This window comes from Flavobacterium sp. MDT1-60 (assembly GCF_014844035.1).
Classification (GTDB): domain Bacteria; phylum Bacteroidota; class Bacteroidia; order Flavobacteriales; family Flavobacteriaceae; genus Flavobacterium.
Window position 1 is genome coordinate 3525677 of the sequence record NZ_CP062159.1, and the last position, 25161, is coordinate 3550837.

18 protein-coding genes and 1 tRNA gene are annotated in these 25161 nt (G+C 32.1%); 4 read left to right on the forward strand and 15 right to left on the reverse strand.

Annotated elements, in window-relative coordinates:
• Positions 1-37: 37 nt before the first annotated feature.
• Positions 38-111 (forward strand) — tRNA-Arg (locus IHE43_RS14760).
• Positions 112-451: 340 nt separating this feature from the next.
• Here IHE43_RS14760 and IHE43_RS14765 read toward each other — a convergent pair.
• Positions 452-1942 carry a recombinase family protein gene (locus tag IHE43_RS14765; protein WP_192184596.1) on the reverse strand — a complete coding sequence of 497 codons (1491 nt, stop codon included), beginning with the start codon at positions 1940-1942 and terminating at the stop codon, positions 452-454.
• 344 nt (positions 1943-2286) lie between these two features.
• Between IHE43_RS14765 and IHE43_RS14770 the strand changes: the two genes are divergently transcribed.
• Positions 2287-6858, forward strand: coding sequence for an AAA family ATPase (locus IHE43_RS14770; protein WP_192184597.1), 4572 nt, complete (start codon positions 2287-2289; stop codon positions 6856-6858).
• Between the two features lie 60 nt (positions 6859-6918).
• On the opposite strand, the gene IHE43_RS14775 is transcribed toward IHE43_RS14770, so the two are convergent.
• From IHE43_RS14775 to IHE43_RS14795, 5 genes are all read right to left on the reverse strand, one after another.
• Complete coding sequence (locus tag IHE43_RS14775) at positions 6919-8751, reverse strand: hypothetical protein (RefSeq protein WP_192184598.1); 1833 nt, start codon at positions 8749-8751, stop codon at positions 6919-6921.
• Between the two features lie 165 nt (positions 8752-8916).
• The gene (locus IHE43_RS14780) at positions 8917-12051 is read right to left on the reverse strand and encodes a DEAD/DEAH box helicase (protein ID WP_192184599.1); all 3135 of its coding nucleotides are present in this window, start codon (positions 12049-12051) and stop codon (positions 8917-8919) included.
• Positions 12052-12843 carry a hypothetical protein gene (locus tag IHE43_RS14785; protein ID WP_192184600.1) on the reverse strand — a complete coding sequence of 264 codons (792 nt, stop codon included), beginning with the start codon at positions 12841-12843 and terminating at the stop codon, positions 12052-12054.
• Between the two features lie 265 nt (positions 12844-13108).
• Positions 13109-13924, reverse strand: coding sequence for a hypothetical protein (locus tag IHE43_RS14790; protein WP_192184601.1), 816 nt, complete (start codon positions 13922-13924; stop codon positions 13109-13111).
• A 68-nt stretch (positions 13925-13992) separates the two neighbouring features.
• Positions 13993-14706, reverse strand: a complete 714-nt coding sequence (locus IHE43_RS14795) for a hypothetical protein (protein ID WP_192184602.1) — start codon at positions 14704-14706, stop codon at positions 13993-13995.
• A gap of 285 nt (positions 14707-14991) precedes the next feature.
• Between IHE43_RS14795 and IHE43_RS14800 the strand changes: the two genes are divergently transcribed.
• Positions 14992-15921 (forward strand): restriction endonuclease, encoded by a 930-nt coding sequence (locus IHE43_RS14800; protein WP_192184603.1) that lies wholly within the window; start codon positions 14992-14994, stop codon positions 15919-15921.
• A 25-nt stretch (positions 15922-15946) separates the two neighbouring features.
• Here the strand turns inward: IHE43_RS14800 and IHE43_RS14805 are convergent, their stop codons facing one another.
• A complete protein-coding gene (locus IHE43_RS14805) occupies positions 15947-16819 on the reverse strand; it encodes a DUF4238 domain-containing protein (RefSeq protein ID WP_192184604.1) in 873 nt (290 codons plus the stop codon).
• 643 nt (positions 16820-17462) lie between these two features.
• Here IHE43_RS14805 and IHE43_RS14810 point away from each other — a divergent pair.
• Positions 17463-17642 (forward strand): hypothetical protein, encoded by a 180-nt coding sequence (locus IHE43_RS14810; RefSeq protein ID WP_192184605.1) that lies wholly within the window; start codon positions 17463-17465, stop codon positions 17640-17642.
• Positions 17643-18089: 447 nt separating this feature from the next.
• Here IHE43_RS14810 and IHE43_RS14815 read toward each other — a convergent pair whose 3' ends face one another.
• The 8 genes from IHE43_RS14815 to IHE43_RS14850 form a co-directional block, all read right to left on the reverse strand.
• Positions 18090-18380 (reverse strand): GNAT family N-acetyltransferase, encoded by a 291-nt coding sequence (locus tag IHE43_RS14815; protein WP_192184606.1) that lies wholly within the window; start codon positions 18378-18380, stop codon positions 18090-18092.
• Between the two features lie 60 nt (positions 18381-18440).
• The gene (locus tag IHE43_RS14820) at positions 18441-19487 is read right to left on the reverse strand and encodes a proline iminopeptidase-family hydrolase (RefSeq protein WP_192184607.1); all 1047 of its coding nucleotides are present in this window, start codon (positions 19485-19487) and stop codon (positions 18441-18443) included.
• A 38-nt stretch (positions 19488-19525) separates the two neighbouring features.
• A complete protein-coding gene (locus IHE43_RS14825) occupies positions 19526-20464 on the reverse strand; it encodes a ring-cleaving dioxygenase (RefSeq protein WP_192184608.1) in 939 nt (312 codons plus the stop codon).
• 166 nt (positions 20465-20630) lie between these two features.
• Positions 20631-21245 (reverse strand): pyridoxamine 5'-phosphate oxidase family protein, encoded by a 615-nt coding sequence (locus IHE43_RS14830; RefSeq protein WP_192184609.1) that lies wholly within the window; start codon positions 21243-21245, stop codon positions 20631-20633.
• Positions 21246-21268: 23 nt separating this feature from the next.
• Positions 21269-22252: a type I glyceraldehyde-3-phosphate dehydrogenase gene (locus IHE43_RS14835; RefSeq protein WP_192184610.1), complete on the reverse strand. Its 984-nt coding sequence runs from the start codon at positions 22250-22252 to the stop codon at positions 21269-21271.
• A 17-nt stretch (positions 22253-22269) separates the two neighbouring features.
• Entirely contained in the window at positions 22270-23028 is a 759-nt protein-coding gene (locus tag IHE43_RS14840; RefSeq protein WP_192184611.1) for a sulfite exporter TauE/SafE family protein, read from the reverse strand.
• A 5-nt stretch (positions 23029-23033) separates the two neighbouring features.
• Positions 23034-23915, reverse strand: a complete 882-nt coding sequence (locus IHE43_RS14845) for an alpha/beta fold hydrolase (RefSeq protein WP_192184612.1) — start codon at positions 23913-23915, stop codon at positions 23034-23036.
• A gap of 384 nt (positions 23916-24299) precedes the next feature.
• Positions 24300-24815, reverse strand: coding sequence for a RidA family protein (locus tag IHE43_RS14850; RefSeq protein ID WP_192184613.1), 516 nt, complete (start codon positions 24813-24815; stop codon positions 24300-24302).
• Positions 24816-25161: the final 346 nt, after the last annotated feature.

The following is a 25161-nucleotide window of genomic DNA, read 5'->3' on the forward strand; positions in this document are numbered from 1 at the left end:
ACAAAGCTACGAAAAATTAGCTTAATTGAAAACAAAAGGCCTCGTGGCGCAACTGAATAGCGCACTTGATTACGGCTCAAGAGGTTACTGGTTTGAATCCAGTCGAGGTCACTTAAGGAGACAACTAGCAAATAGTTGTCTCTTTTTTTATACACAAACATATAGGTTTTATAAGCCTTCACAGCCTAAAATTTGTGGTTCGATTATTTCAAAAGAAATTCTTAGTCTGTTTGAAATAAACAGTCTTAAAGTGGTGCTATCAGAGAATTAATCGAAGCTGAACGATGGTTCGAAATCCCGTTAAGGATATAGGATTTTTATCTCTTTTGGTTTATCGTAATTTTTTGATACTAAATATAGTAATTCCAAAATAATTTTAGCTTCCTTCTCATCTACCTGAATGCCGTTCTTGGAAAGAATAATAACGGCTTTTTCTACTGAAACATTCTTCTCAATGAAATTCATTTTTTCTATTAGTTTTTCTGTTTCTTTTTTTTGATAATATTTTTAAAAATGCTTGATTTAAACCTAAAGATAGATCTCCTGTTTTAAAATTAATGGCCGTCGGTGGAATAAGATTTACAAGATGCCTTTTATCTGAGGTCTCAAATTCAGAAAATCTTTGAAAGATTTCAACTAACGCTTTTTCTTCTATTTGATTTTTTTTATCAATGGCCTTTAATTTAACAACAATATCACGTGCTTCTTTTTTAAGATTTTTAGTGCTGACTTGATTCTCTTTTTTTAATTCATTGTAGTCATCAATTTTTAATATTCCGGCTATAAATAATTTTCTGCCTCGAGAAAGAGTCAACTCTTCCTCATTTATTTTCCTCTCTAATACTTTTTGAGCGTATAAATAACTTGCTTTCTGTGTCTTTATATTCTGGTCTTCCAAAATGTCTTTAAATAATTCAACTGCATTCTTTGATAGCATCAATTGTTGAAGTTCATTCTGATAACAGTCATTAAGAAATAATGCATTTATTCTTGTTCTACAGCCATTATGACAATGATAATATGGATAGTTTTTTGATCTACCTTTTGAAACACTTCCGCTAAGTTTTCGATCACAATCTGGACAGATTAAAAAACCTCTAAGAAAAAACATTGATTGTAAATCATCTCTATTAGAAGTAGTCTTTCTTCTTGTATTAATAACAGACTGAATCTGATTGAACAAAGACTCAGATATCAACGGCTCGTGTAAAGCTTTTACTACCCCCTCTTCACCAGAGTCTAGTGTGACCGGTATTAGTCCGCAATAAACAGGATTATGTAAAATCCTGAAAAAGTGTGACCTTGAGCATACTAATCCTTTATCATTAACTATTTTAATGATTTCAGATATTTTATGATCGTTCTTGGCAACTTGATTAAAAGCCCATTTTATAATTTCGGCTTCAGGCTCTTTAGGAGCAATACCTTTTTTACCATCCATTAATGTCAAATTAATAAATCCTAATGGTGCCTTACTAGGATGTCTACCCATCAATTTTGCCCGACGAATACCATTTGCAGTGTTTTGAGCTCTCCGTGTATTTTCTGCTTCTGGAACAGCTAAATATACAGCCAACATAACTGTGCTTTCTGGTACAGAGAAATCAATTGGTTGATCAATAGCTTTTGCTGTTGTTTTATATTTCCGAAGCTTTCCAATCATCTCGTAAGCATACTCAACATTACGACTGAATCGATCCCACTTGATAAATAGTATATTTTTATCTTCTCCTGATGATATCTTTTTGATTTCTGAGAATAATTGGTTCCATTCTGGCCTATTGAAATTCTTCGCAGAGAAGTCTTCACGATAAATTCCTTTAACTTCGATATCGTAATATTTACAATACTTCAATAATCTGTCCTCCTGTTCTGGCAAGGAGTAACCTTTTCTTTTTTGTTCGTCCGTACTTACACGAACGTATAAATAGGCTGACTTCATAGAATTATATGTTTGTTGGTTCTGTATTATCTATTAAATCAAAACAGAATTAACCTGAGAATAAAATTTTGCGATGCTAACTTACAGAGAAAATATGAACATAGCTGTCCCAGTATTAATTAGAATTAATTGATTCTTTCTTAACATATCAATTGCTTCAATTTCGCCCAAAGTGTTGGGGATGCCCTTTTTATCAAATAAAGTTGTCGTTTTTCTTTTTATTTACCATTTATAAAATTACTATATTATCACTAATAAAAAGGCATCAAAATAAGCATAGTGCAATTTAAAACTGTTCTACAATTTGTTAACTTTACATCTTATCACACATCCATTTATTCTTAATGCTAGATATTCAATATTCAAATCCACCAATAACTACCGAAGCATATATCAATAAACCATTGGCATTGGCAAATAAATCTTTTCCTTACAATGAAATTGCAGACAGCCGAAGGTTTGAAGAATTACTTTATAGTATCAGCTATACATTGATTGGCAAAAATAAGTTTCAACTATATGATTCTGTGAGTTTGATGTCGGGTGTTCGAGATAAAGGAAGAGACTGCGCATTATTTACAAATGGGGTGTCAACAGGAATTATACAGTGCAAAAAATATACAGAGCCTCTCAAAAAATCAGCTTTTGGACAGGAAATAACCAAATTTATTCTCAATAGTCTTTTGGATAACAGACTGATTCCTAATCCTTCTGAATTTACTTATTACATTGTAGTATCAAATGGCTTGGATTCAGACTGCCGTGATTTCATTGATGGCTTACAGCATCATATTGATAACGAAAATAATTTTGACAAATGGGTTGCTAAAAACTTAAAACAGCCTACTTTACAATCGTTATTGCTTCCTGACACCTTGGAAGAGGTGCGCAGAATAATTAAATTAATTACAGTGGAAACGTTTATTCCTGCTGATCTCGACATATTCCTATCTGAGCCTGAATGCTTAAAATTTATTCCCCTTTTTTTTGAAGTAAAATCTGTTGTAGATAATAGCGCAGTTCAGGAGCTTGAAAAAAAAGTATCTAATTATATTAATCAAGTACTTGATGAGCCTGTTTTACGCAGCGAATTAATAAGCGGTTCTTCCAGCCTTCAGATGGAACCTAATGAATTTGAAGAAATTAGTGACAGCCATATTGAAAGAAAAGAAACAGCACAATTATTAAACTGGATAAGTACAGAAACAGAAAAAGACAGTCACGAAAAAGAATTGAACATTTGTTTGTTGGCCGGAAATGCCGGCATGGGAAAAACAGTAATTCTTAAAGATCTTTATGATTCATTGACTAATGAAGGAATTCCCACTTTGGGCCTGAAGGCGGATAAATTACATGCTGCCAATCTATCTGATTTAAAAGATAAAATCGGTCTGCCAATTCCAATACTTGATTTTGTGAAACAGTGCAAGACAAATTATACAAAGACTGTTATAATTATCGATCAGATAGATGCCTTGTCACAGTCCATGTCAGCAGACCGCAGCTTTCTTCAGGTCTTCAATATGCTAATTCAAAATTTTAAGCATGATCCTAATATACGGCTGATTATCTCTGTTCGTACATTCGATCTTAATCATGACTCATCACTTCGCATCTACAAAAATCTTAAAACGATTAATGTTGAAATTCTGGATGAAAGTATTGTATTGCAGCAACTCGAAAAAATTAATATTACCAAAGCACAGCTTAACGGAAAACTTTTACAGTTACTGCGCACTCCAAATCATTTAAACATATTTTCGAGGATTGCAAAAAAACTAGCCCCAAAATACAATTCAATTAACAGCCTTCAAAGCCTGTATACTGAGTTATTTGAACAAAAGATTTTATCCATTGAGAATTATGTGCCTGTACAGAGTTTATCTGTAAAAACACTTTTATTCAAGATTGCATGCAAAATGTTTGAGCAGCAATCCATAACAATAAGTGAACATCACTTTGAGGATTATTTTCAGGAACTAAAATACCTCGAAAGCCAGCGTTTGATAAAAAAGGAAGATAAGCAGATACAATTTTTTCATCAGACTTTTTACGATTTTATATTTGCAAAACAGTTTGTTGAAAATAATTGGGATCTTGTCAATTATATCTTAGAACAAGAACAATCAATTTTTATAAGATCTGCCGTTAAAATGATCATTTCATATTTAAGAGAGATTGATAAAGTCATTTATATTAAAACAATAAATCAAATACTAAATGATCAAAATATTCTTTTTCACATAAAACAAATGGTTTTTATAACCGTATTAACGCAGGAGAATCCAACAGCTGCAGAACTGGAATTTGTTGTTTTAGTTACTAAAATTGACCAAAATTTTCATATGGTATTTTTTGAACATGCAACTGCAGTAAAATGGCTGTATTTGGCAATTGACAAAAAATTGATGTCTGCAATCTTAGAAAGTGAAATTTACGATGAAGAAAGCATTCCATCACAAGAGTTCCACAAATATAGACAAATGTCGGTTGCTTGGTTTCTAAATAGATTCATAGAACAAAATGACCAAAGGGCTTGGAAATTTGTTATTGACAGCACACAAAACCTTTTAAAAAGAGAGATTTTAATACGTATTTCAGACTGGCCGAATAAAAATGCTTATATACTATTGGAGCAGTCCTCAAATTTTTACTTAGTTGATCCTTTTGGCTACTTTATGATCTTAAAAAATATTGCTAAAAATGATCCAAAATACAGTTTTGAAAAATTAAAACACAGATATCTTGACGAAGATTTTCTAGACCGTGCCAGCAGGACTAAAGATCAGGAAAAGGAACTTTTAAATGAACTTTCTAAAAGCATCCCTTCAACTATATTCAATTATTTGTTTGAAATTATTAAAAAGGATTTAAAGAAAAATGAAACAACCTATGAAAATATTAATACTGATCATCTCTTTACGGATGTAGAACTTCAGGATGACCAATTTATTTATGGCAATCAATATTTATATTGGCAGGCTGCGCAGTGTTTGCGGTCAATGGCAAAAGATAGCAATGAAGAATTCTTGCTTTTTGCCAGTCAAAATAATAAGTCAGCTTCAGTTGCAATTTTACGCTTAATTATATTTGCACTCAAAGAGAGTGAAACTACCTATAGCGCTATTGTTTTTCAATTGCTTTATCACTTGGTTGATAAGGACTATTATATTACATCGAGCGATCTCGGGTCAGAGTTTTTAGAAATTTTCGAAAAAGCATTCCCAGCCATGACTAAAAAACAGCAACAAGATATTTTGAAAAAAATACCTTTGATTAAAGTTAAAGCTGAAACCAGAATCTGGGCTTTTACAGAAAAACCAAAATTACATTTGAGATGGGGTTTAACGCAATATGTAATTTTATTGGCAATTCCACAGCAAATTATTGATACTGATTGCGATCTTTTAAAATTACAAAAAGAGTTAGAACGTAAAGTTGAACATTGGAACTATACTAAATATAAAACTTCTAGAGGAATCGCAGGTTTTGTACATAGACCGCTTCGCGAAGATGCATATGCAAAAATGTCTGTTAAACAATGGCTCAAATCATTTTTGAAATATAATCAACATCGCCAATTTTCAATGGAAAACCACTTGAAAGGCGGTCTTAGTGAACATTCTTATGCATTTAGAGATTTTGCAAAAAATTTTCCAAACAAAAAATTTGAAGAAATTGTAAGCCGTTCCATATCCAATACAAATATTCATAGATCATACCCTATAATGGGTCTGTCTGGTTTAAGTGAAGCTAAATATGATCCTCAAATTGTTCACCAACTTTTTAAAAATCTTCTGCCTACAGTAGAAAATATATATGATAGCACTTTGGTTACTATAGCAAGGTATTTGGTAGAGAGTAATATTGACAATCAATATTTAATTAACTATTTACAAGAATGTGCGCTAAATTGGGAAAATCCCAGAGAATATACCAAAGACATAGAGATTCAAACTTCTATTAAGGGACTTATGCAAAGGGGCTTAAATTCCGACTATGGTTTTGCTGTTACTGCATTAATACAATGCAAAATATCAAAGTATGAAGACATTATATTTGAAACAATTGAAAAAATTTTAAAAAATGGGCCTCGAGAAGCTAAAGCGTTAGTAGTCCATCATTTTGCATACCTAAATAGTCTTAACCTTAAAAGGTCGTATTCTCTTTTTCTAGATCATCTTCAAAAGGAAGAAGATATTTACATTATTGCCTCCGGCATATGGGGAATGCAATTTATGGTAAAACATAATTTCCTCCCCTTAATACCAATATTTGAAAAACTGATTAGAAGCAGTACATTAGGAAAAGATGACAGCAAAACTTTATTTTCGATACTTTATTTTTCATATTTGCTAGACACACCAGAAGCAGAGCCTCTTCTTCTTGAACTATTGAAAAATAGTCCAATGTCACGAGACTGGGGAATAAGGGAAATAATGAAACATTTTAACTATAATAATTCCGCTGCTGAAAAATCAAAATTTCTTCTTAGTGCGATTATAAACTTTGCTCGAAAAGACCTCGAAAGTATATTGAACTTCGATCACCTACCCCTTGAAGATATCAACATTACGGATATTCGTACTTTCTTGGAAAATATTATTACTATGCCTAATTACAAAATCACTGGCGATTTTATAGAGTATCTTAAGAATCAATGCAGTATCAATCCAATTGAATCAATAGAAGTTTTTAATTTTGTAATAACTAATAATAGGCTTAATGTTGAAGATTATAGAGTTTATCATAATGACGAACTTACAAGATTCATAGTGGGTGCCTTTAATGCGTTAAAGGAAAACGATTCAGAAAGTAAATCTCACAGAAAGAAGCTTCTGCATTCATTCGATAATATTTTAAGCGACTATAAATACCGTAGTAGATCAGAGAAAATTCTGGATGAATTATTATGAAATCGCAACTAGTTTTATAGAAATATTAAATTTAAAAGTAAATTGCCATTAATTATCAATTTAGGGTCTACAGACGATACGGAACTCAACATTTCTTTCTAATGAAGATGATAATAACGAATTGACAAACCATAAAATCTGAACTACTACAGAATCATTCCTAAATTTTTTTCCTTTCTTCAAATCATTAACTTTAGCAATTAGTTCTGCTTTTTCGATAAAATTTATAACAACAAAAACTTTTCTCTTTAGATGTGGACTTTCAGAAACAAAATTCACATACTTCTTAATGCTTTCTATTTTATCTAAGCTGTTTGGACAGTTTCTTATTCTATCAATATTTGTTACATTTTTTTTAGTTTTATATTTTTCCATCCATTTATTCTTTCTTAATTCAATTAAATCATCATTTAATTCTAAAAAACCCAGATTTTTCTGAGCTTGCCCAAAAACTTCTTCTAATTTAGATGCTGATAAGCTTACATCATTGTACTTTGCGTGGAAATAATTAATTTCCTCATCATTGACCGAAATATAATCCGCAAATTCAGTACCTAAATCTTCGCATATCAAAACTTTAGCGTTTTTTGCAAGTTGATTCTCTATAAAGTAAAAAATTGAATCTTTTTTAAATTCTGATGAAGATGAAGTATAGCCATTACCTTTTTCTGATTTAACATTTGATAAAAATGGATTTTCTATAAAAGTATCAAAAAAGTGCTCTAAATTTTCAAACAACTTACTGTCTTTAAAGATTTTTCTATTTGAATAAACATATTCGATTTTGTCAAAATTGATCAAAAAACTGTTTTCAATATTTAGATATTTATTTAAAGTGGTCACATATCCACTATGAAATTCAATTTTTATGTCAGCAAACTGTTTTTTATAAAGACTAATACTATTCTTATTTAGTCTTATAGAAAGATTGTCACATTCATACTTAATATCATTTACTTGTGTCAATTTAATTAACTCTTCATTCTCTTTAATAATTTTTTTTAATTCAACATTTTCAATAACACCTTCGTGGTCAACAGTATAAACTTCTTTAATATTTCCAGATTCAATTTCATCTAAGAGACTACTAAATCTTATCAATAAGTAAGTTGGTTTAATCTGGTTGATGATAGATTCAAACTTAATAGGCTTTGCAAAAGCATCTAGAAATCCGCTGTGTGGTAGTTCAACATATGCTTTATTAATTAATTTAATTGTTATTAAAACCCATTCAATAACTATATTAAAGTCATTTTTTAAATTAAAAGAATTTACCCTCGATGTGTTTAATGCTATTGAATATTTTTCTTCATCGTCATCAATTCTTATTGATCGCAGTATTTCCTTACTCGCACCAAATCTTGAATAAATTCCTTTTAAATCTTTACTCTCAGATACTTTACTTTGTAACGCAGTATCAGAAGTATTCATTCCACTAGATACAATTTTTTCAAATTTACTTTTTTCATTAATTAAAAATTTTGACAATATCTCATAATCAACTTCATCTATACTTTTTTTCAACTTTTTAATTCCAGAAACATTTCTTCTTATCAAACCTAAATAGTCATCTGTCTCAATAACTAAAAACAATCCAAATTTTGTCTCCTCTAAATTTTTATCCCCTTTTTTTAGAAAAGACGGTTTAGTTCGATATTCAAATATATCTAAAGAAAATTCTGCAACTTTTTCAGAATTTGCATCTAAAATTGGTTCTTTTACATAGGGTTTATATCTTGATTTTGCATTTTTTTCAATTCGAGAATCTTTAAAAATACTTCTGATATCGCTGGCAGAGATCTTAGTATTTTTTTTATAGAAATATGCATTTTCATTTAAAACTAAATTTTTTAAATCTACTTTACTAAGCTTTTCTGGACTAATATTTTCCATATTTTTTTTGTTTAACGATATTACTTCTCTTTGTAAAACTTTATTGAAACTGTAACCTAAAATTTATAAAAAACAAATTTATAAACTTTGTTTATCAAAGTATTACGGAAAACCATAATCAGATTTAAGATAAATTTTAGGTAATTTTACTTCTTTATTTAATCCCTACCTTGCAAAGCTGTTATGAAGTTCCACTCTCCCAATTCTGGAGTTTTCTAGCTTGTAATTTAATTTCTCTACCGAATCAAATCCCTCTCGAATTAGTGTTGCCAATAATTTTATTTCATCTGGAATTTCATCAGCTTCTTCATCTTCTGCATTCCACTTTTCACGAGCAGTAATCGAGAAAACTCCAAAAGCAAAACTAAAATGTGGAACAAGCTTTAATATAAAATGTCTTGCTTTTAATAAAAAATTATCACTTCTTCCTGTTATCATTCCCTCAATCACAAAGTAATCACTGCCACCTAAGTAAGCTTGTAAAATTGGTTTTAATTTACTGAAATTTTCTGCTATTTCCTCCAGAGTAAATCCTTCTTTATCAAGATTAAGAGCTCTTGCCATCTGATATTTCGCACCTCTGGCAGTAAATAATCGATCAATACGTTCTGCATTGTTATCTAGCCAGTCAAAAAGAAAGTCAATTAATTGCATTACATCAAATTCAAAAAGTTGCTCAAACGAAATTTCATCAATTGCCTTTCCAAGATCTTCAACTATTTTAGGCTCGACAGCCATCTTAAGGCTCACATTTTCAACCCATGGATCATATAATAAGTCAAAGGCTAAGCTGTTTTTGATTTCAATCAGTTTTTGTATACCTTTTTCAATTGAAGACTCATTTTCATTACCTTGTTTGGAAGCTGCAAAGGAATTTTTAAAAACAGAAACTACCGAATTATAATTATCCTCTTCAAGACTTAATCTAAATATAATATTTTTTTGGTTTTCACTTAAATTTTCCACATCAGTTAAAGAATCCAGCAAATCATTTAATGGATCAGTAATGATTACACATTGGTCACTCTTGGAAAAAACAGTGTTCTTTAAATGCCACCAGCGATCTCCTAATCTACTGTCTTCATCAAAGGTCACTACCTCACCAGGAATTATTAATACAACACCCTGAGCAGCACTTCCTGCACGCCCCGCTCTTCCCGCAGCATTTAAAATTTCATGTGGTCCCACAGTTTCACGTGCGTCTAATTCTTCATCAAATCGATCATCACCAGCAATTATTACAATTTCTGCTGGCATATTTATACCTTGCGCCAAAGTAGCAGTTGCTACAACTATATTTGGTCCCGAAACCTCTTTATAAAATTGCTCATTTAATCGACGTTCAATTGGAAGCATTAAACCATGATGGACTGCAACAGGGGCTTCACCAACGAAATGAGAATAAATCAAATCACCGAGTTCCAGTTCAAGGGTGTTAAGCTCTCTTCTAAACTTTTTATGAATTTCTTTGAAGTTCACAGGATTTGTAACTTTTTTTATAATTTTTTGAGCTGTACTAACAGTAACTCCAGGTTGATCCACAAAAACTAATGTTTTAATCCCTAAATTTCCAAAATGCAACGCAAGTTCAGCGGCAACCTCATTGCGGTTACTTGTTAAATTCCAGTAAAAATTACCTGCTGCTAATAAAACTTTTGAAGGCAATAGACTGGACATGTAATAATCGTCTCTCGCATTAGTCTCCCACATATTTTTTAAGCTAAAAATCTGATATGCTTCTGCTTTAAGTTCCCTTCTCAAAGCTGCACTAGGTGATTTAGTATTTGCTTCTCTTTTTGCAGTTCGCAGTTTTTGTTTTAAATCATTAATTTCTTCTTCCTTAAAAATCACACATCCATGCAGCTGTCTAGTTGGCTTCCAATTTGAATTAAAGTTGTAACAATTTTTTCCTGTAACTTTCTCAATCCAATCACATATTTCGCCTCCATTTTCAACCATCGCTGAAATTAGCAAGTAATCCGCAGAAGGTAATTCTGAAAATAATCTAAGAAGGCAAAACATAGCATCTAAACTCCTTCTTTCAAGAGAATTATCTCTCCCGCTAATAAGATGAAATTCATCAAATACAACTAATCCAATTTCACTGAAAAAATCTGGACTTACACTAAGCAATGTTAAACATCTCTCTGGCGTCATGACTGCTATTGTTGGAAGCTCATCAAAAAGTTCAGTGTATTCACCTCCAATTTCAATCGTGAAACTGTTCCCAAGTCCCTCAAAAAGATCTTTCAAATTTTTATTGACCTGGTCTTCGAGTGCATGCGTAGGTACAAGATATAAAACTGATTTGTCTAAAAATAATGTTGTAGCAATCTTTAATTCAGATAATGTAGTTTTTCCTGCACCAGTTGGAAATGTAAGTACCGCAGAATTTCCAAATTCCAAATATCCTGTAGCTATAGCATCAGCATGATTTTCCCATAAGTATGGTCTATCTAATGCAAGTCTTTTTAAAAAAAAAATCCATTGCTCCTCTTCAACTCCATATGGCTTCGCAACACTCACAACACCTCTCAATATTAATTCCTCTCTTAGCGCTTCCAAAAGAGAAGCTAAATGATAGGGTCCGCTAAAATTACTTTGAGTACCACTTCCAAACTCATATCTGCTCAATTCAATTACCTGAGAAAAAAATTGGTGATCTTTATCAATTGCCTCCCCTAAAAGTAATAACGCAAGATTATGTACTCCTTTAAATATCAACTCATACAAATACCAAACAGCTTCCTCATAAACTTCCTCATAGTTATTTTCTTCTATTTCAAGTCTTTGCAATTTCTCAAGTTCACCAGTTGACAGATATCCCAGTGCTTTGAATAACTTGTAAGAAACGCTTTCTTTAGGAAAATCAACTTCCATCTTTTTTGCTAACTCACAAGCATCTGCGGGGCTATTGCTGATCAAAAACAAAATCATTGCAGATATCTCAGATGGGATACTATTTGCAGTAAATTTTTCATTTTGTTGTCCTGAATTATTTTTTTTACTGATAGTAGATAAAAGATGCTGAGCAGTTGCGGCAACAAAAGCTGAAGACTGCCGGTTTTTATTTTCTTTGTCCAAAAGCACTAAAGTCTCAAGATTTGTTGCCAAAGTACGTAGCAACTTTATATTTTTTTTAAAACTTTTGGGCAAATTATCTTGTTCAGGTTCAAGTGTACGCCTTATGCCAACAATTTTTGCATAAATTTTAGTGAGCTCTTGTGGGAGCCGTTCCATTTCAAGCTGCCCAATTTTGGGAACTTCTCTAATTAGTTTTTCAGTCTTAACATTGTACATCTAAATCTTTTTTGAGGTAAGGTATTTTGAAATTTTAACTGAGATTTTATCCATCCAGTCTCGTATATCAGCTTGGCTAAAAGTCAAAGCTTCTCTCTTATCGTGGACTGCCCTCTTTACACAATTATCATAACCTTTAAATAATCTCCTTTTCCCATTTCCAATATGATTTTGTACTCTAGGTGTAATGCCAACGCGATAAGTTCTCAAATCCATATTATAGAGATCACGTTGCACGGCCATATTAATTTCTTTGATACTTAAGTCTCTAATTAATCCCGTTACTATACTTACAATATGAGAATCATATACACGTTCTTCAAAAGTTCTAAATTCAGGCCAAACCTCTTCTTTTATTTTTTTTCGAGGATTTTCTGTGTACTTATCCTCAGAAATGATAATTTTTACAATTTCTTTGTTTTTCGAAAGTACCACACCTAAACCATCAATTCCATGCATTGCAGGAGCTGGATGTGGTATCTGACATTTAAAAGGAACCTTGCGGTTTTCAACGTTTAAAGTTATCCATGTCATAAATTGAAAAATCCAACCATCTCTTTTGTACCTTTCATGATCTTCAACTACAACAAGTTTTTCAATTGCCTTATCAATTACGTCGTTTGGTGAATATGCAACTGAGCCTTTCTTTGCCCGTAAAATGTTTTCTACATGATGCTGGTGGCCCAGCATTAAATCACCGATTTGCTGAGCAAGTAATTTTTCATCATTGATAATAAGTTCAAACTCTTTGAAAAGCGGCGAATGATCGCTATTGACAGAAATAACTGGCATGATTTTTTATTAAAATATACTTCCGAAACTTAACCATTTATAAATTAAATGGAACCCGTAATTTTACCTGTTTTTCTTTTTAAATAAAATTCCTTGACCAGATTGATAACTAATTTTAAAATTTAGAATTATTGATTTTGATGATTATTGGAGCTTGTAATTCTTTAGGCAAAAAAATTAATGTATAAAGCACGTCTGCTTACTTACAATTAAAAATTACGCCCATCATTCAATATATATAAGATAACGCTATAAATCGATTAATTTAGTTGATTTTAACGATCTTGGAATCAGGAAAATCAATTTCAAGATTCTTTTTTATTATTCCGGTAATTACATCAATTCTAGTTCCAATAATTATAGCTCTATTTTTCACTGGCCAATCAGTCATTATGGCTGTTAATTTCGGCTTTATAAATCCAGTAGACAGATCTAAAGGATTTGTAAACCAGAGGCCACAACCGCTAATACCATGTAAATCTGGACCTGTTCCAAAAGTGTTATTTTTAATATTAAATGAAACTTTTTTATTATAAGATGTCATAACATTAATAGCAGGATTTCGATCAAAATATAAGTAATCCTCTATCCTTTTAGGAGTAGTAAAATGAAAAAAAGTGTTACAATCAAAAATATTTGTATTCCATACTATTTTTGATCTTGTTGAAGGATAACCCAGAAAAGTATAATGTTCTTCATTATGGAATATATGATTGATGGCTAAATCGTCAGCTTGTAAAAAATTATAAGAACGCAAAAGATGAGAAACACATTCGTTATCTAATTTTAAAACACCTATATCAATAGCATCTTTATTCCTATCTGTGGTATGATGATTGTAAGTTGTCCCTCCTGGCGTAATTATTTCATAGTTTCTTGACAAGGGAATAAATAGCTCTCGATATCTGTCAAAAACATGAGCGGCTGAAATCAGAAAATAGTGGTCTTGAATCTGAATAAATACACCCGTTCCATGAACTTTATAATTAGACCTATTAGTCAAAAGCATGCATGTGTAGCTTCTCATTCTACCCAGACTCAAAAATTGCAAATTTCTATACTTTTCATCCAATGTTTCCATAACATAAAAGGCAATTACTCCAGTTTTTAATATTTATATACTTTAGTATTTAATTGTTATTCTTTAATTTAGCTTGATGTACTGCTTTTTTGAACTTCGGTCATTTTCTCTTTAATGGATTCTTTAAGTTCTTTAACCGCATCATAAAAACCTGTCACCTTCATTAGCTTAAAAACCTCTTCTTTTAATGAATCCAGGTCATTCCCTTTGAGAGAATACTTAAACTCATCCTTATTCTCCGACAGTTCATAAACAGCATAAACAATTGCTGTGTAACGGCTTATCAAACTATGGAGCGCACCTAAAAATTCTTGATTTTTGGTAATAATATCATAATAAATATGCTGCAGCTCCTTTTCGCTAAACTGTATGAAGTCTTTGTTTAAACCATACTTTCTCCTGATCAATGAGGTTATTCCCAGAAAGGACCTGATATCACCCCTTCCACCACACTTTTGCTGCACACAAAAACAATCCTCAAAACCAATACCAGGAACCTTCAGTAAATCTTTTAAAAACAGCGTTTGAAAAACACAGCCTGAAATCAGCCCCAGCAGCGCAAATGAAGTTTTATCATCATCTTGCAGCAATACGTCAAACTTGATCGAAGGAAGCATCCTCACTCCTCCTTCCCATTTATACTCGGAAATTGCAATTTTATGATAATTCGCCCATAAATCATCTACGAAAAAATCAGGACTGTCCTCAATTTCTATAAGGTCAATACAGAGATGTCCTACCTCATGCCACAAAACACGTTCTAAATCAGTTCTAATTTCCATTTGATGATCTTTACAGTGACTAATATAGGAATTTTACACAGTCAATCTGTAAAATATACCAAACTAACAATTTTAAAAGCAATGTAGAGAAAAGTAAATAAAAGGATGGTAATTTCGATCATCCACTTTTTCTTATGCAGCATAATAAGTTTGTAATACACTAAAAAAATTAATAAGTTCTTCAATAATTTATTGTATTTTCCGACAAACGAATCAGTTCCATTTTCCGCTTTTATTTAAATTGAAGAATACCAGAACATTAGAAAAACTAAACCCGACAAAAGAATGATTATAGACTTCGCTGAAATTCCATTGGCTAATACCGGCATTGGTGACCAAGATACATTTGAATTATTCGCCCGTGATTTTCTTGAGGAATTAGGTTATGAAATAATTTCAAATCCAGCCAGAGGGGCAGATAACGGTAAAGATTTGATTGTTAGGGAGCTGAGAGAAGGCATAAGTGGCCAAAAAACAATTATTGACTGGCTCGTAAGTTGCAAACACTATTCCCACTCAGGCAGATCCATTACCCCTGCGGTGGAACAAAACATTTTTGATCGAGTGCATTCCAATAACTGTAATGGATTTATCGGCTTTTATTCCACAATCCCTTCTGAGGGTCTGGTTGCTATCCTAAATAAAATGCCCTACCAGATTTTTGATAAGGAAAAAATTGAAAAACAAATCGTTGGAATAGACAAATTTGAGAAAATCTTTCAGAGATTTTTTCCCCATTCCTTTAAGAAATGGAAATCACTAAATCAGTCCTATGCCCCAATTAAGCTTTTCGACTATTATATTTCAAACGCTCATAAATCAACATTAACAATATTTAAAAATGCTTTTAAAACAAATGAAGCAATGTTTGTGGCACTGCAAAAAAGCGAAACAGTTGATGAATTTCTTGCATTCCGCAATATAAAAATACATAAACTTGATATAGATCTGGAATATGACCAGCTTTCTAAGCATTACTATAATGAAATAAAATCTATGCTTTATACTGCCCAAAAACAATTTTTAAGGGAAAAAATCTTAAAAGGCATACCAAATATTGAAGACACCGCCACTTTTGACGTAGAGGGTTTTGCATTGAGAGATGCTGGAGAAGGAAGATTCATCTTAACGCCCGCAGCTTTAGTAATTAATGATGTAGAATATAATTATTTAGTGGATGAATACAATTCTTTAAAAAGTATGATTGAAAATTAACTCAAAATAACTATTAATAAAAACATTATTCTCTAAATGTAGTTTCATCGGTCTGTGTGTTAAAAATCAGATAATCAAAATTTAAATAAGCTTGATTGTCTGTAAACATTCTTTTGTTGATGGCATCACATGTTTCGAAATTTACCAGATTGACTTTATCCAATTTCAATTTTCTTAATGGATTATCGGATGACAGCGAATCGGGATGAAACATAAAAAGACAAAAATCTTTGGACAAAGGAAAATAGATTTCTGCTTCAATGGGAATCAAATAGCTATGCTGTCCAAATCTTTCAATGTGAACGGGATTGTCGGAAGTCAGCCATCCGACATTTCCAAAGTGTTTTAAAATAACTTTTTTGAATCTTCTAAACACCTCCACTAAATGAGTCATGATATAAGGCATTACAAGGTTTAGCTGTAAATCAGACGGAAGGTATTTTATTATAAACTCAAGCTCATCTTTATCTCCCTGTCCCTCAGAGAATAAAGTAATTTCACTAACTAAGGTAACTGCAGCTTTGCTGTCTTTAAGACACCATGAAATAAAATCCCTAAATCTGTCAGTCCTGCATAAAATATTGGCAGCAAAATTATTAAGGACATCTTTATCTAAAGGAATTAGCTTTTTTTGATTTTGAAGATTTGCTATTACCTTTGGATAACGAGATTCTAATTGAGAACTCAAATTCTCAAACAACCTTTTATCTTTAATATCCGGCAGTGGAAGATCAAAAATATTTACTTCAGCTGTAAAGGATTTTACTTTAATGTTCTCCGTCTTTTTTTCTCCGACTTTATACACGGAAACATAGTGTTCATTGTCTTCTCCAATATACCCAAACTGTTTTAGATAAATCTGCGAAAGCTTATGCTGATTTTGAAATTCTGTTTCCATGCAATAATTCGATTATCTAGACTATTGTATTAGCAAAAATAAAAAAAGTCCATTTTAAAAATGGAATACGACTAATTATTTTCGCAAATTCATGGTACTTTTAGATCGAACTTCAGACCTTTTTCTACCACAAAAATTTAAAACTTTTAATTTAGATAACTTCATAGATAAATTTTGATGCGAGTATTTTTAGAATTATAATTTAAATTTAGTTTTTAAAATATAATTTAAAGTTTAAAAATTATCTAAAAAATTTTGAATTACTAATTACAATTATAGAAATAAAATCTTCATCAAATAACTATTTTTAACATCTTACCCCACGATACATACAAACCGCCCTAGAACGAAAACTTTAAATAATTATCTTACAAATTCACTTGGAAATAAGCTAATTTCTTTAAATCATTCATAAAATAGTTTGTAAATTGTTCAGTAACGGTCACTCTTAAAAAAAAGTTAAAACGAAAGTTTTAGCTTTTTTTTTGGCCTTTTTGACACAATTTAACCATCTTTTACATCGAAAAAGCAAGCGGTTTGTAAATCTGTAGAGTTAACTCTACGAGATACAAACCGTTCTAAAGCATTGTAAACATTAAGATTAAAAAAATATTATTTTTATATTAACAATAATTTTAGTTTTATGGAATTCGAAGAAGAAAAGCATAATGGAAAAATTTCACCACAAAAGGCACAAAAAATGCTTAATGATGAAGGAATGGATGTTACTTTGGAGGAAGCTGCAGAAATTTTAAGCTTTCTAAAATTCATGGCAAACGCAGTAGTAAAGAAGTTTTTAAACGAAAAGGAAGAAAATTCTTGATCACGATAGTGCTATCACATTTAGAAAATGATGCACCATTTCATCATTACTTAAATCCTGCCCCGCGAATATCTGCTATTATTAATTGTTATTCAACGGAGGTTAAAAATTGATTTATTACTCGTTATCAAATTGAAAAAAGACTTATTTATTAAGCTGTTAAATAAAATTCCATTATCTGCTTAGTTTTCATATTTGACAATTATAATATACGCTGAGGCACAAAGCTTAAGTTGTACTTCTGCAATTTGTATTTTTGCATGTAGGGTTTAGATAATAGCGAGAGCCGGATCTTATCTAATACAAAAGAGGTGTCTGGAACTTTACTGTTTTCATAACAGTACTAAATAAAAAGAAAGCGTAATTATCTGATAATTACGCTTTCTTGCATATTAAATTACAGGAACCCGAATTAAATTACGGATCATGAATAATGGTATTTTAAATTTATCTCTTCCAGACATCCTTATATTCATCGCTATGTTTTTTGAATTGTGCATGTACATATGGACAAAGCGGTAAAACCATCAAATTGTTGGCACGTACATAAGAGATCATTTCTTCCAAAAGCTTTTTGGCATATCCTCTTCCTTCTGCATCAGGCTCAACTGCTGTATGGTAAACGGTTAGTAAATCAGGTTTAATACTAATAATCATTTCACCTAGTTTTCTGTTGTCAACATACAGATTAAAAGCCCCATGTTCTTTTTCATCTAATTCGAGTTTTATTGTTTCCATATTTATTAAAATAGTATTAGGGTACAACTAATTTTCAAGGCTTAATATCTCTACAACCTTTTATTTACTATTATGATCTGTATCTTTTAAAAATTTAATTAAACCTTTCATGTAGGTTTGCTGATCATCATACATACTCATATGGCTTCCTTTGTCACAAAACAAATAGGTGCCATTTTTAACCTGCGTCGCTATCCATTTCATATGTTCCGGATCCATTGTGTCGTATTTTGAACCAATAGATAATGTTGGTACTGTAATTTTAGGAAGTTCTTTTGTAACATCCCATTTTTCAAGTTTACCTGAAAGACCAAATTCACTTGGTCCCTGCATCGTAACGTACAACGACTGGTTGATTTTACTAAATGCACGATTAACTGGTTCCGGCCAAAGGCTTGCATCTAAACGTAAAATATGTTTCGAATAAAAATTAGGCACAAGCAGCTCCATATATTCCGGATTTTCAAAATCTTTATTTTTTTCAATTTCCCTGATTCTGGCTAAAACTTTTGGATCTAATTGCTTTGCCAGTACTTCTCTGGCATACTTATCATATTCCGGAGCACTCATCATCATATTTGAGATAATAAGACCTTTTATATTTTGTTGATATTTAAGGGCATATTGTGCTGCTAAAATCCCACCCCACGAGTGGCCTAATACATAAAAATTATCCTTGTCCAGTTTTAGTGCCTGACGTACCTGCTCAATTTCTTCTACAAAACGGGGTAAATCCCAAAGTGCAGGATCATTAGGATTATCAGAATTACCTGTTCCTAACTGATCATAATAAATAAATTCAATCCCTTCTGCCGGCAAAAAACTTTCCATACATTCAAAATATTCGTGTGTAGCTCCCGGCCCTCCGTTAAGTAATAATAACTTAATCTTTGGGTTATTTCCAATTCTCTTTGTCCAGACATTAAATTTACCCTTTGGTGTAGTAATTTGTACCACCTTTACACCACCTGCTTTAATACCAGAAGTGGTGTCTGTCAGATACGTACTAACATTCGTGTTTTTATTTTCTAATTTGTTTTCTTTATTACATGCATTTAAAAAAAATGCAGCTAAGGCCAGTAAAAAAATGTTTTTGTAAGCGATCATGGGGATGTTTTAATTTATTTATGTTTCTCTAAAAATTCTTAATTAATTTTAACTAAATGTTTTTCAATACTGGATCTTTGAGATTCGTACTGCTCAGGAAGTTTCAAATTTTGACCTAATTCTTCTAAGCTTTCATCTACTGTGAATCCGGGATTATCTGTTGCGATTTCAAATAAAACTCCTCCCGGTTCTCTAAAATATAAAGAATGGAAATATTGTCTGTCTATTTGTGGTGTAATTGACAATCCGTATGCTTCAATTTTTTCACGGAAGTGCATTAAAATTTCATCATTTTGTACACGGAAAGCAACGTGGTGAACAGATCCGTTGGCAACGATACCCTTTTTTTCATCAGTCAGCTCCACTAAATCAACAATGGCAGCATTTTCTACAGCAGTTGTTGCGTAACGGTAGCGGTTTACGTCCTGATCTATCAATTTGTAACCAAAAATTTCGGTTAAGACTCCGGCAGTTGCTTTTATATTGTTTAACGTCAAAGTAATGTTATGAAAACCTCTTGTGGCTACATCCTCTTTCACTTCATCAGTTTCCCATGCTTTTCTTATATCTTCTGTTTTTGATTCGATTAACTCTAATTTTAAACCATCCGGATCGAGAAAAGTAAGGTATTTTTCTCCAAATTTTTCAGCTGGTTTATTATAAATTACGTTGTATTTCTCAAAACGTGCCTGCCAGAAATCAAGGCTTCCTTTTGGAACAGAATATCCAATTTCGGTAGCCATTCCTGAACCTTTTACGCCTTGCTGAATTCCTTCTCCCCAAGGAAAAAAAGTTAAGATGGTTCCTGCACTTCCTGTCTCATCGCCAAAGTAAAAATGGTACGTTCCCGGATCGTCAAAATTCACCGTTTTTTTGATGAATCTTAAACCTAATATTTTTGAGTAAAAATTGAAATTACGCTTTGCATCACCTGCAATTGCAGTGATATGATGCATACCTAAAATTTTATTTTCCATGGTATTTATACATTAAATGGTTATTTCATTACAAAGGTACTTCCCCTGATCCACACATCCATTAATCTGGATTAAGAAATAAAAATCATATTTTACGTCCATAACAGGCAAATAATGTTTTCACATTTTTGAAAAAATTTTAAATCTATTACTTAGTATTAGTATTTTACTTTTTTGAAAGAAGTGCCTCTAAATCTTTAATTTGCTGTTCAAGATCGCTAATATGTTTTTTTTGAAGATCAAAAACTTCTTTGATTTCCGCAACTGTATATCGCGGTGTGATATGCTGCGGGCAGTTCCAGTCATAGGCCTTAATTTTAAAAACCATCATTTGCTCGGGCTTAAACTTATAATCTTCAGGTTTTAATTTCTCATATAATTCACTATTGCCTTCAACATCTAAGACTTGAGCATCTGCATAAATTTTTAAGCGTGCCCTTTGAGGGTAAGAAACCATTATAATGGCTACTTTAGGATTTTTTGAAATATTTCCCGCCGAAATATATTGCCGATTTCCAACAAAATCAACAATTCCGATCGTATTTGCATCTATAATTTTCACAAAACCCTGCGGTCCGCCTCGATGTTGTATGTATGGAAATTCATTTTCACCATAAGAAGCCATATAAAAGCTGTCCTGACTTTCTATAAAAGCCATCTCCTGTTCGCTCAGTCCATCGGTATAGGACATTTTTTCCATTCGGGCATAGCTGCTCCGGCTTCCTTTTTTTTCCTGAATTTCTTTTATGGCGTCGCTGAAAGCTAGTTCTTGATAATTCATCGCAAATTTCTTTTTTATTATATTTAAAGCTCCTGAATCTGTCTGACCATTTGATTTGTAAATCCCCATTCATTATCGTACCAAGCCATAACCTTCACTAAATCTCCATCTACCACTCTTGTCATTTCAAGATCAACAGTTGCTGCGTAAGTGCTTTTAATTATGTCGCTCGAAACCAATTGCTCATGGCTGACTTCAACGACTTTATTGTAGCGGGGCGTTTGGGCTTCCTCGGTTAAAATCGCATTAATTTCTTCTACTGTAGTTGCTCTTTGAGTTACGAAAGTAATATCAGATATTGAACCAATTGGTACCGGTACACGCACGGCAATACCATCAAATTTGCCAACAAACTCAGGTAATGCTTTTGTAACGGCTACAGCTGCACCAGTAGCAGCAGGTGCTGAATTAAGTCCGGCTGCACGTCCCATTCTTGGTTCTTTTTTAGAGGGAGCATCAACTAAAGTCTGAGAAGCAGTATACGCATGTGTCGTATTTAAAATTGCCTTTTTTATACCTATACGACGTCCCAGTATTTCTATGATTGGGCCAATATTATTCGTTGTACAGCTTCCGCAGGAAAAGATTTCTACTTTACCTTCCTCTGTATTTACACCATGTACAATAGTGGGAGTATCCTTTGTAGGACCAGAAATAACTACAAATTTAGCACCTGCCTGCAAATGCTTTTCTGCATCGGGTTTATTGGTAAAAAAACCCGTACTCTCTATTACAACATCAACACCGAGTGTTTTCCACGGAAGTTCTGACGGATCTTTTATTGTTGTATATGTAATTGCCTTTCCTTCAATAAAAATAGTATCGTCTCTAAACGATACCTCTTTTTCATATTTGCCGTAAATACTATCTCTCTGCAGTAAAAAGACAGCATTTTCTATACTCATCAGATCATTAATTCCGACTACCTCCTGATCAGGCGTGTCGGTAATAATTTTTAACGCTGCCCTGCCTATACGGCCAAAACCATTAATTGCAATTCTTTTCATGTTATAGTGTATTTAATTTATAATAAGAAATATAAGGTGACCGTTGCTCCAATAACAATTGCATTTTTTTTTACCCTTGCCATATTAATTTTTTCTTTGCATGCATTTCCTAAATGACCTCCCAAAACAGACCCCGTTATCATTACAAGCGCAAAAGGCCAAAAAATCAACCCTGAACAAATAAAAATAAGAATCGCTATTCCATTATTCGCTCCAACTAAAAACAACGCCAATCTTTCCAGAGTATCATTGCTTTTGATTCCGTAAAAACTGTACAGAATAAAAATGATCATTCCCATCCCTGCTCCAAAATATCCTCCATAGATACCTAATAAAAAAATCGGAATTAGTTTTGTATGCGAGTATTTAAACTCTTTTCTGACCGCAAACTCCAAATTAAAATAATTCTGTATTCGATTATAAAAAGTAAAGAGAATCCAGGAACATAACAACAAATAAGGTGCAATACTTTCAAACACTTTATGTGAAAAGGCTATAAGCAGAAAAGCTCCTGTAACACCTCCCATAGCACAAGCTAAAACCATATAGCTGAAATGCCTTTTTGAAATTTCCCTTGTTTTTTTATTAGCTTTTGATGAAACAAGAAAACCTGATAAAAGAATTATGGTCGTAGTTGCAGTTCCTGTTACAGGCTGTATGCCTCTAAAAATCAAACTTGGAAAAATAATAAACCAGCCTCCTCCTATAGTTACATTCACAGCACCACCTATGATGGCCATTAAAAATAAAAAGAAAAGCTCAAAATAAGTATCCATAATCGTTAAAAGTTTAAATACCAATATGATATTATTTCTTCTGCTATATCATTTCCAAATTCCTCAAGTGCAAAATGGCCGGTAGGATAAAATAAAAGTTTTGAATCAGCAAGGTCTCGCTGGAGCATTTGCGCCCCTTCCTTTTTAAATACTTCATCATTCTCTCCCCAAACAATCAAAGTAACGGGTTGCAGTTTTTTTAAAAAATCCTGCCATACAGGATAAAGTGCTACATTAGTACTATAATCCCTCTTTAATTCCATTTGAATCTCTTTAACTCCCTCCCGTTCCATTAAGAATTGATCTAAAAAATAGGTTTCCGCAGCTATATTTGAAATTTCCTGCGCTCCATTTGTATACTCCCATTTGGTATAATCCAATTCAAAAAACCTTTTAAGTTTACTATAGCTTTCAAAATCATCTTTTCTATATAATGCATTAACCTCTTTTAACACATCACCAACTCCTTCTGTATAAATATTTCCATTTTGAAAAATAAGCATCTCGATCATTTCCGGACGTTTGATGAGTAACCGCATTAATATGGGTGCACCATAGTCAAATAGATAAAAACTCGCTTTAGTTATCTTTAACTTATCCAGAAAATGGGTAACAATATTAGCGTAGTTTTCGAAAGTATAACTAAACGTTACCAAATTTGGAACATCACTGAAACCAAACGCAGGCAAATCAGGGGCAATAACATGAAAGTGTTTTGATAATTTAGGAATGATATTTCGAAACATGTGCGAGGAAGAAGGAAATCCATGAAGTAACAACAAAACAGGATTTCCAGAATCCCCGGCTTCGCGATAGGAAATTTTTATCGAATCTATACTTATAACCTTATAACTTATTTTCATTTCCTGCCTACTTCCAAAATCCATAATATTCTAAATTAAAAAGGTTTATAATATGTATCTGAAATTATTTCAGTTCCCGAGCCTCTTGTTAAACATCCAAATCGATTATATTGGAATTGGATATCTTTTTACTTTCAATACTATATTTAAGCATTTCTACACCACAAACTTAGACATTGATTCCAATTGCATTTCTGTTATATTCTCACCAAAAATTATAAAAAATAAAGATATTGGAGCAGAATGCTGCTTTGATAAACGGAAGCACGATCTTACACTAAAGGATCTGGCCGATCAGAAAACATCGTGATCTTCACTAAATAATTTTTAAATAGTGTTCTTATAATGCAAAATGACTTCCGTTTAAATCTCTATTGTTTTTTAATCAGGTTATAATTCGTAAAATTATTATGGCTTATAAACTTCCAATTCTATCTCTATCATTAATTCCGGAAATGCTAATTCTTTTACACCAAGCCAGGACCCCGTGGGAAAATTTTTCTTGTAGATTTCTTTTCTGTATCCTGAGACTTCAAGAAATAACGGCATGTTGGTTGTGAAGATATTTTCCATCACTACATCGTCAAATGTGCAGTCATAATGTTTTAATATTTTATCCAAATCTGCATAGCAATTTTTCATTTGTTGGGCTAAATCGCCTTTTGCGGCAGGTTTGCCTTGATCGTCAAAACTTACAGCTCCTGAAATCTTAATAGTATTCCCTATTTTTACTGCATGTGAATAACCATAAGCCTTTTCAACTTCTGGACGCAGTAAAAAATACTCCGGCTTTTCATTTAAAATAATTGATTGCTTTTTAGTTTCATCTTGGAATTCTTTGTCCTTTTGACCACAACTTTGAATTGTAAATGCCAATCCAATACATATTGACATTAATTTTAATTTTTTAAATACGGTTTGCATAATGATAATTTTTAATTGCGCCTACTTTATCAGGGTTTCAGCTTTCCCTTTTTCTATCTAATTCCTTTTCAGATGTAAAAATCCAAAGACGAATTCTATTCATGATTTTTTTTGACTCGTAAATACACTACTTTTTCTTATGAAACTCAGGCAGTGTAAATAATGAATATTACTAACACCTCTTCGTTTAACGATTAAGATTCTTTCCTTATAAATTGAGAAACCGGAATATAATAGAAGATTAAAAATTCGTCTATTTAGTTGCTGAAGCAAAATTATAACGAATGAATATTTCATTTTCTGTGAATAATTTACTAAAGATTATAAAATACTAAGATTTAATTTT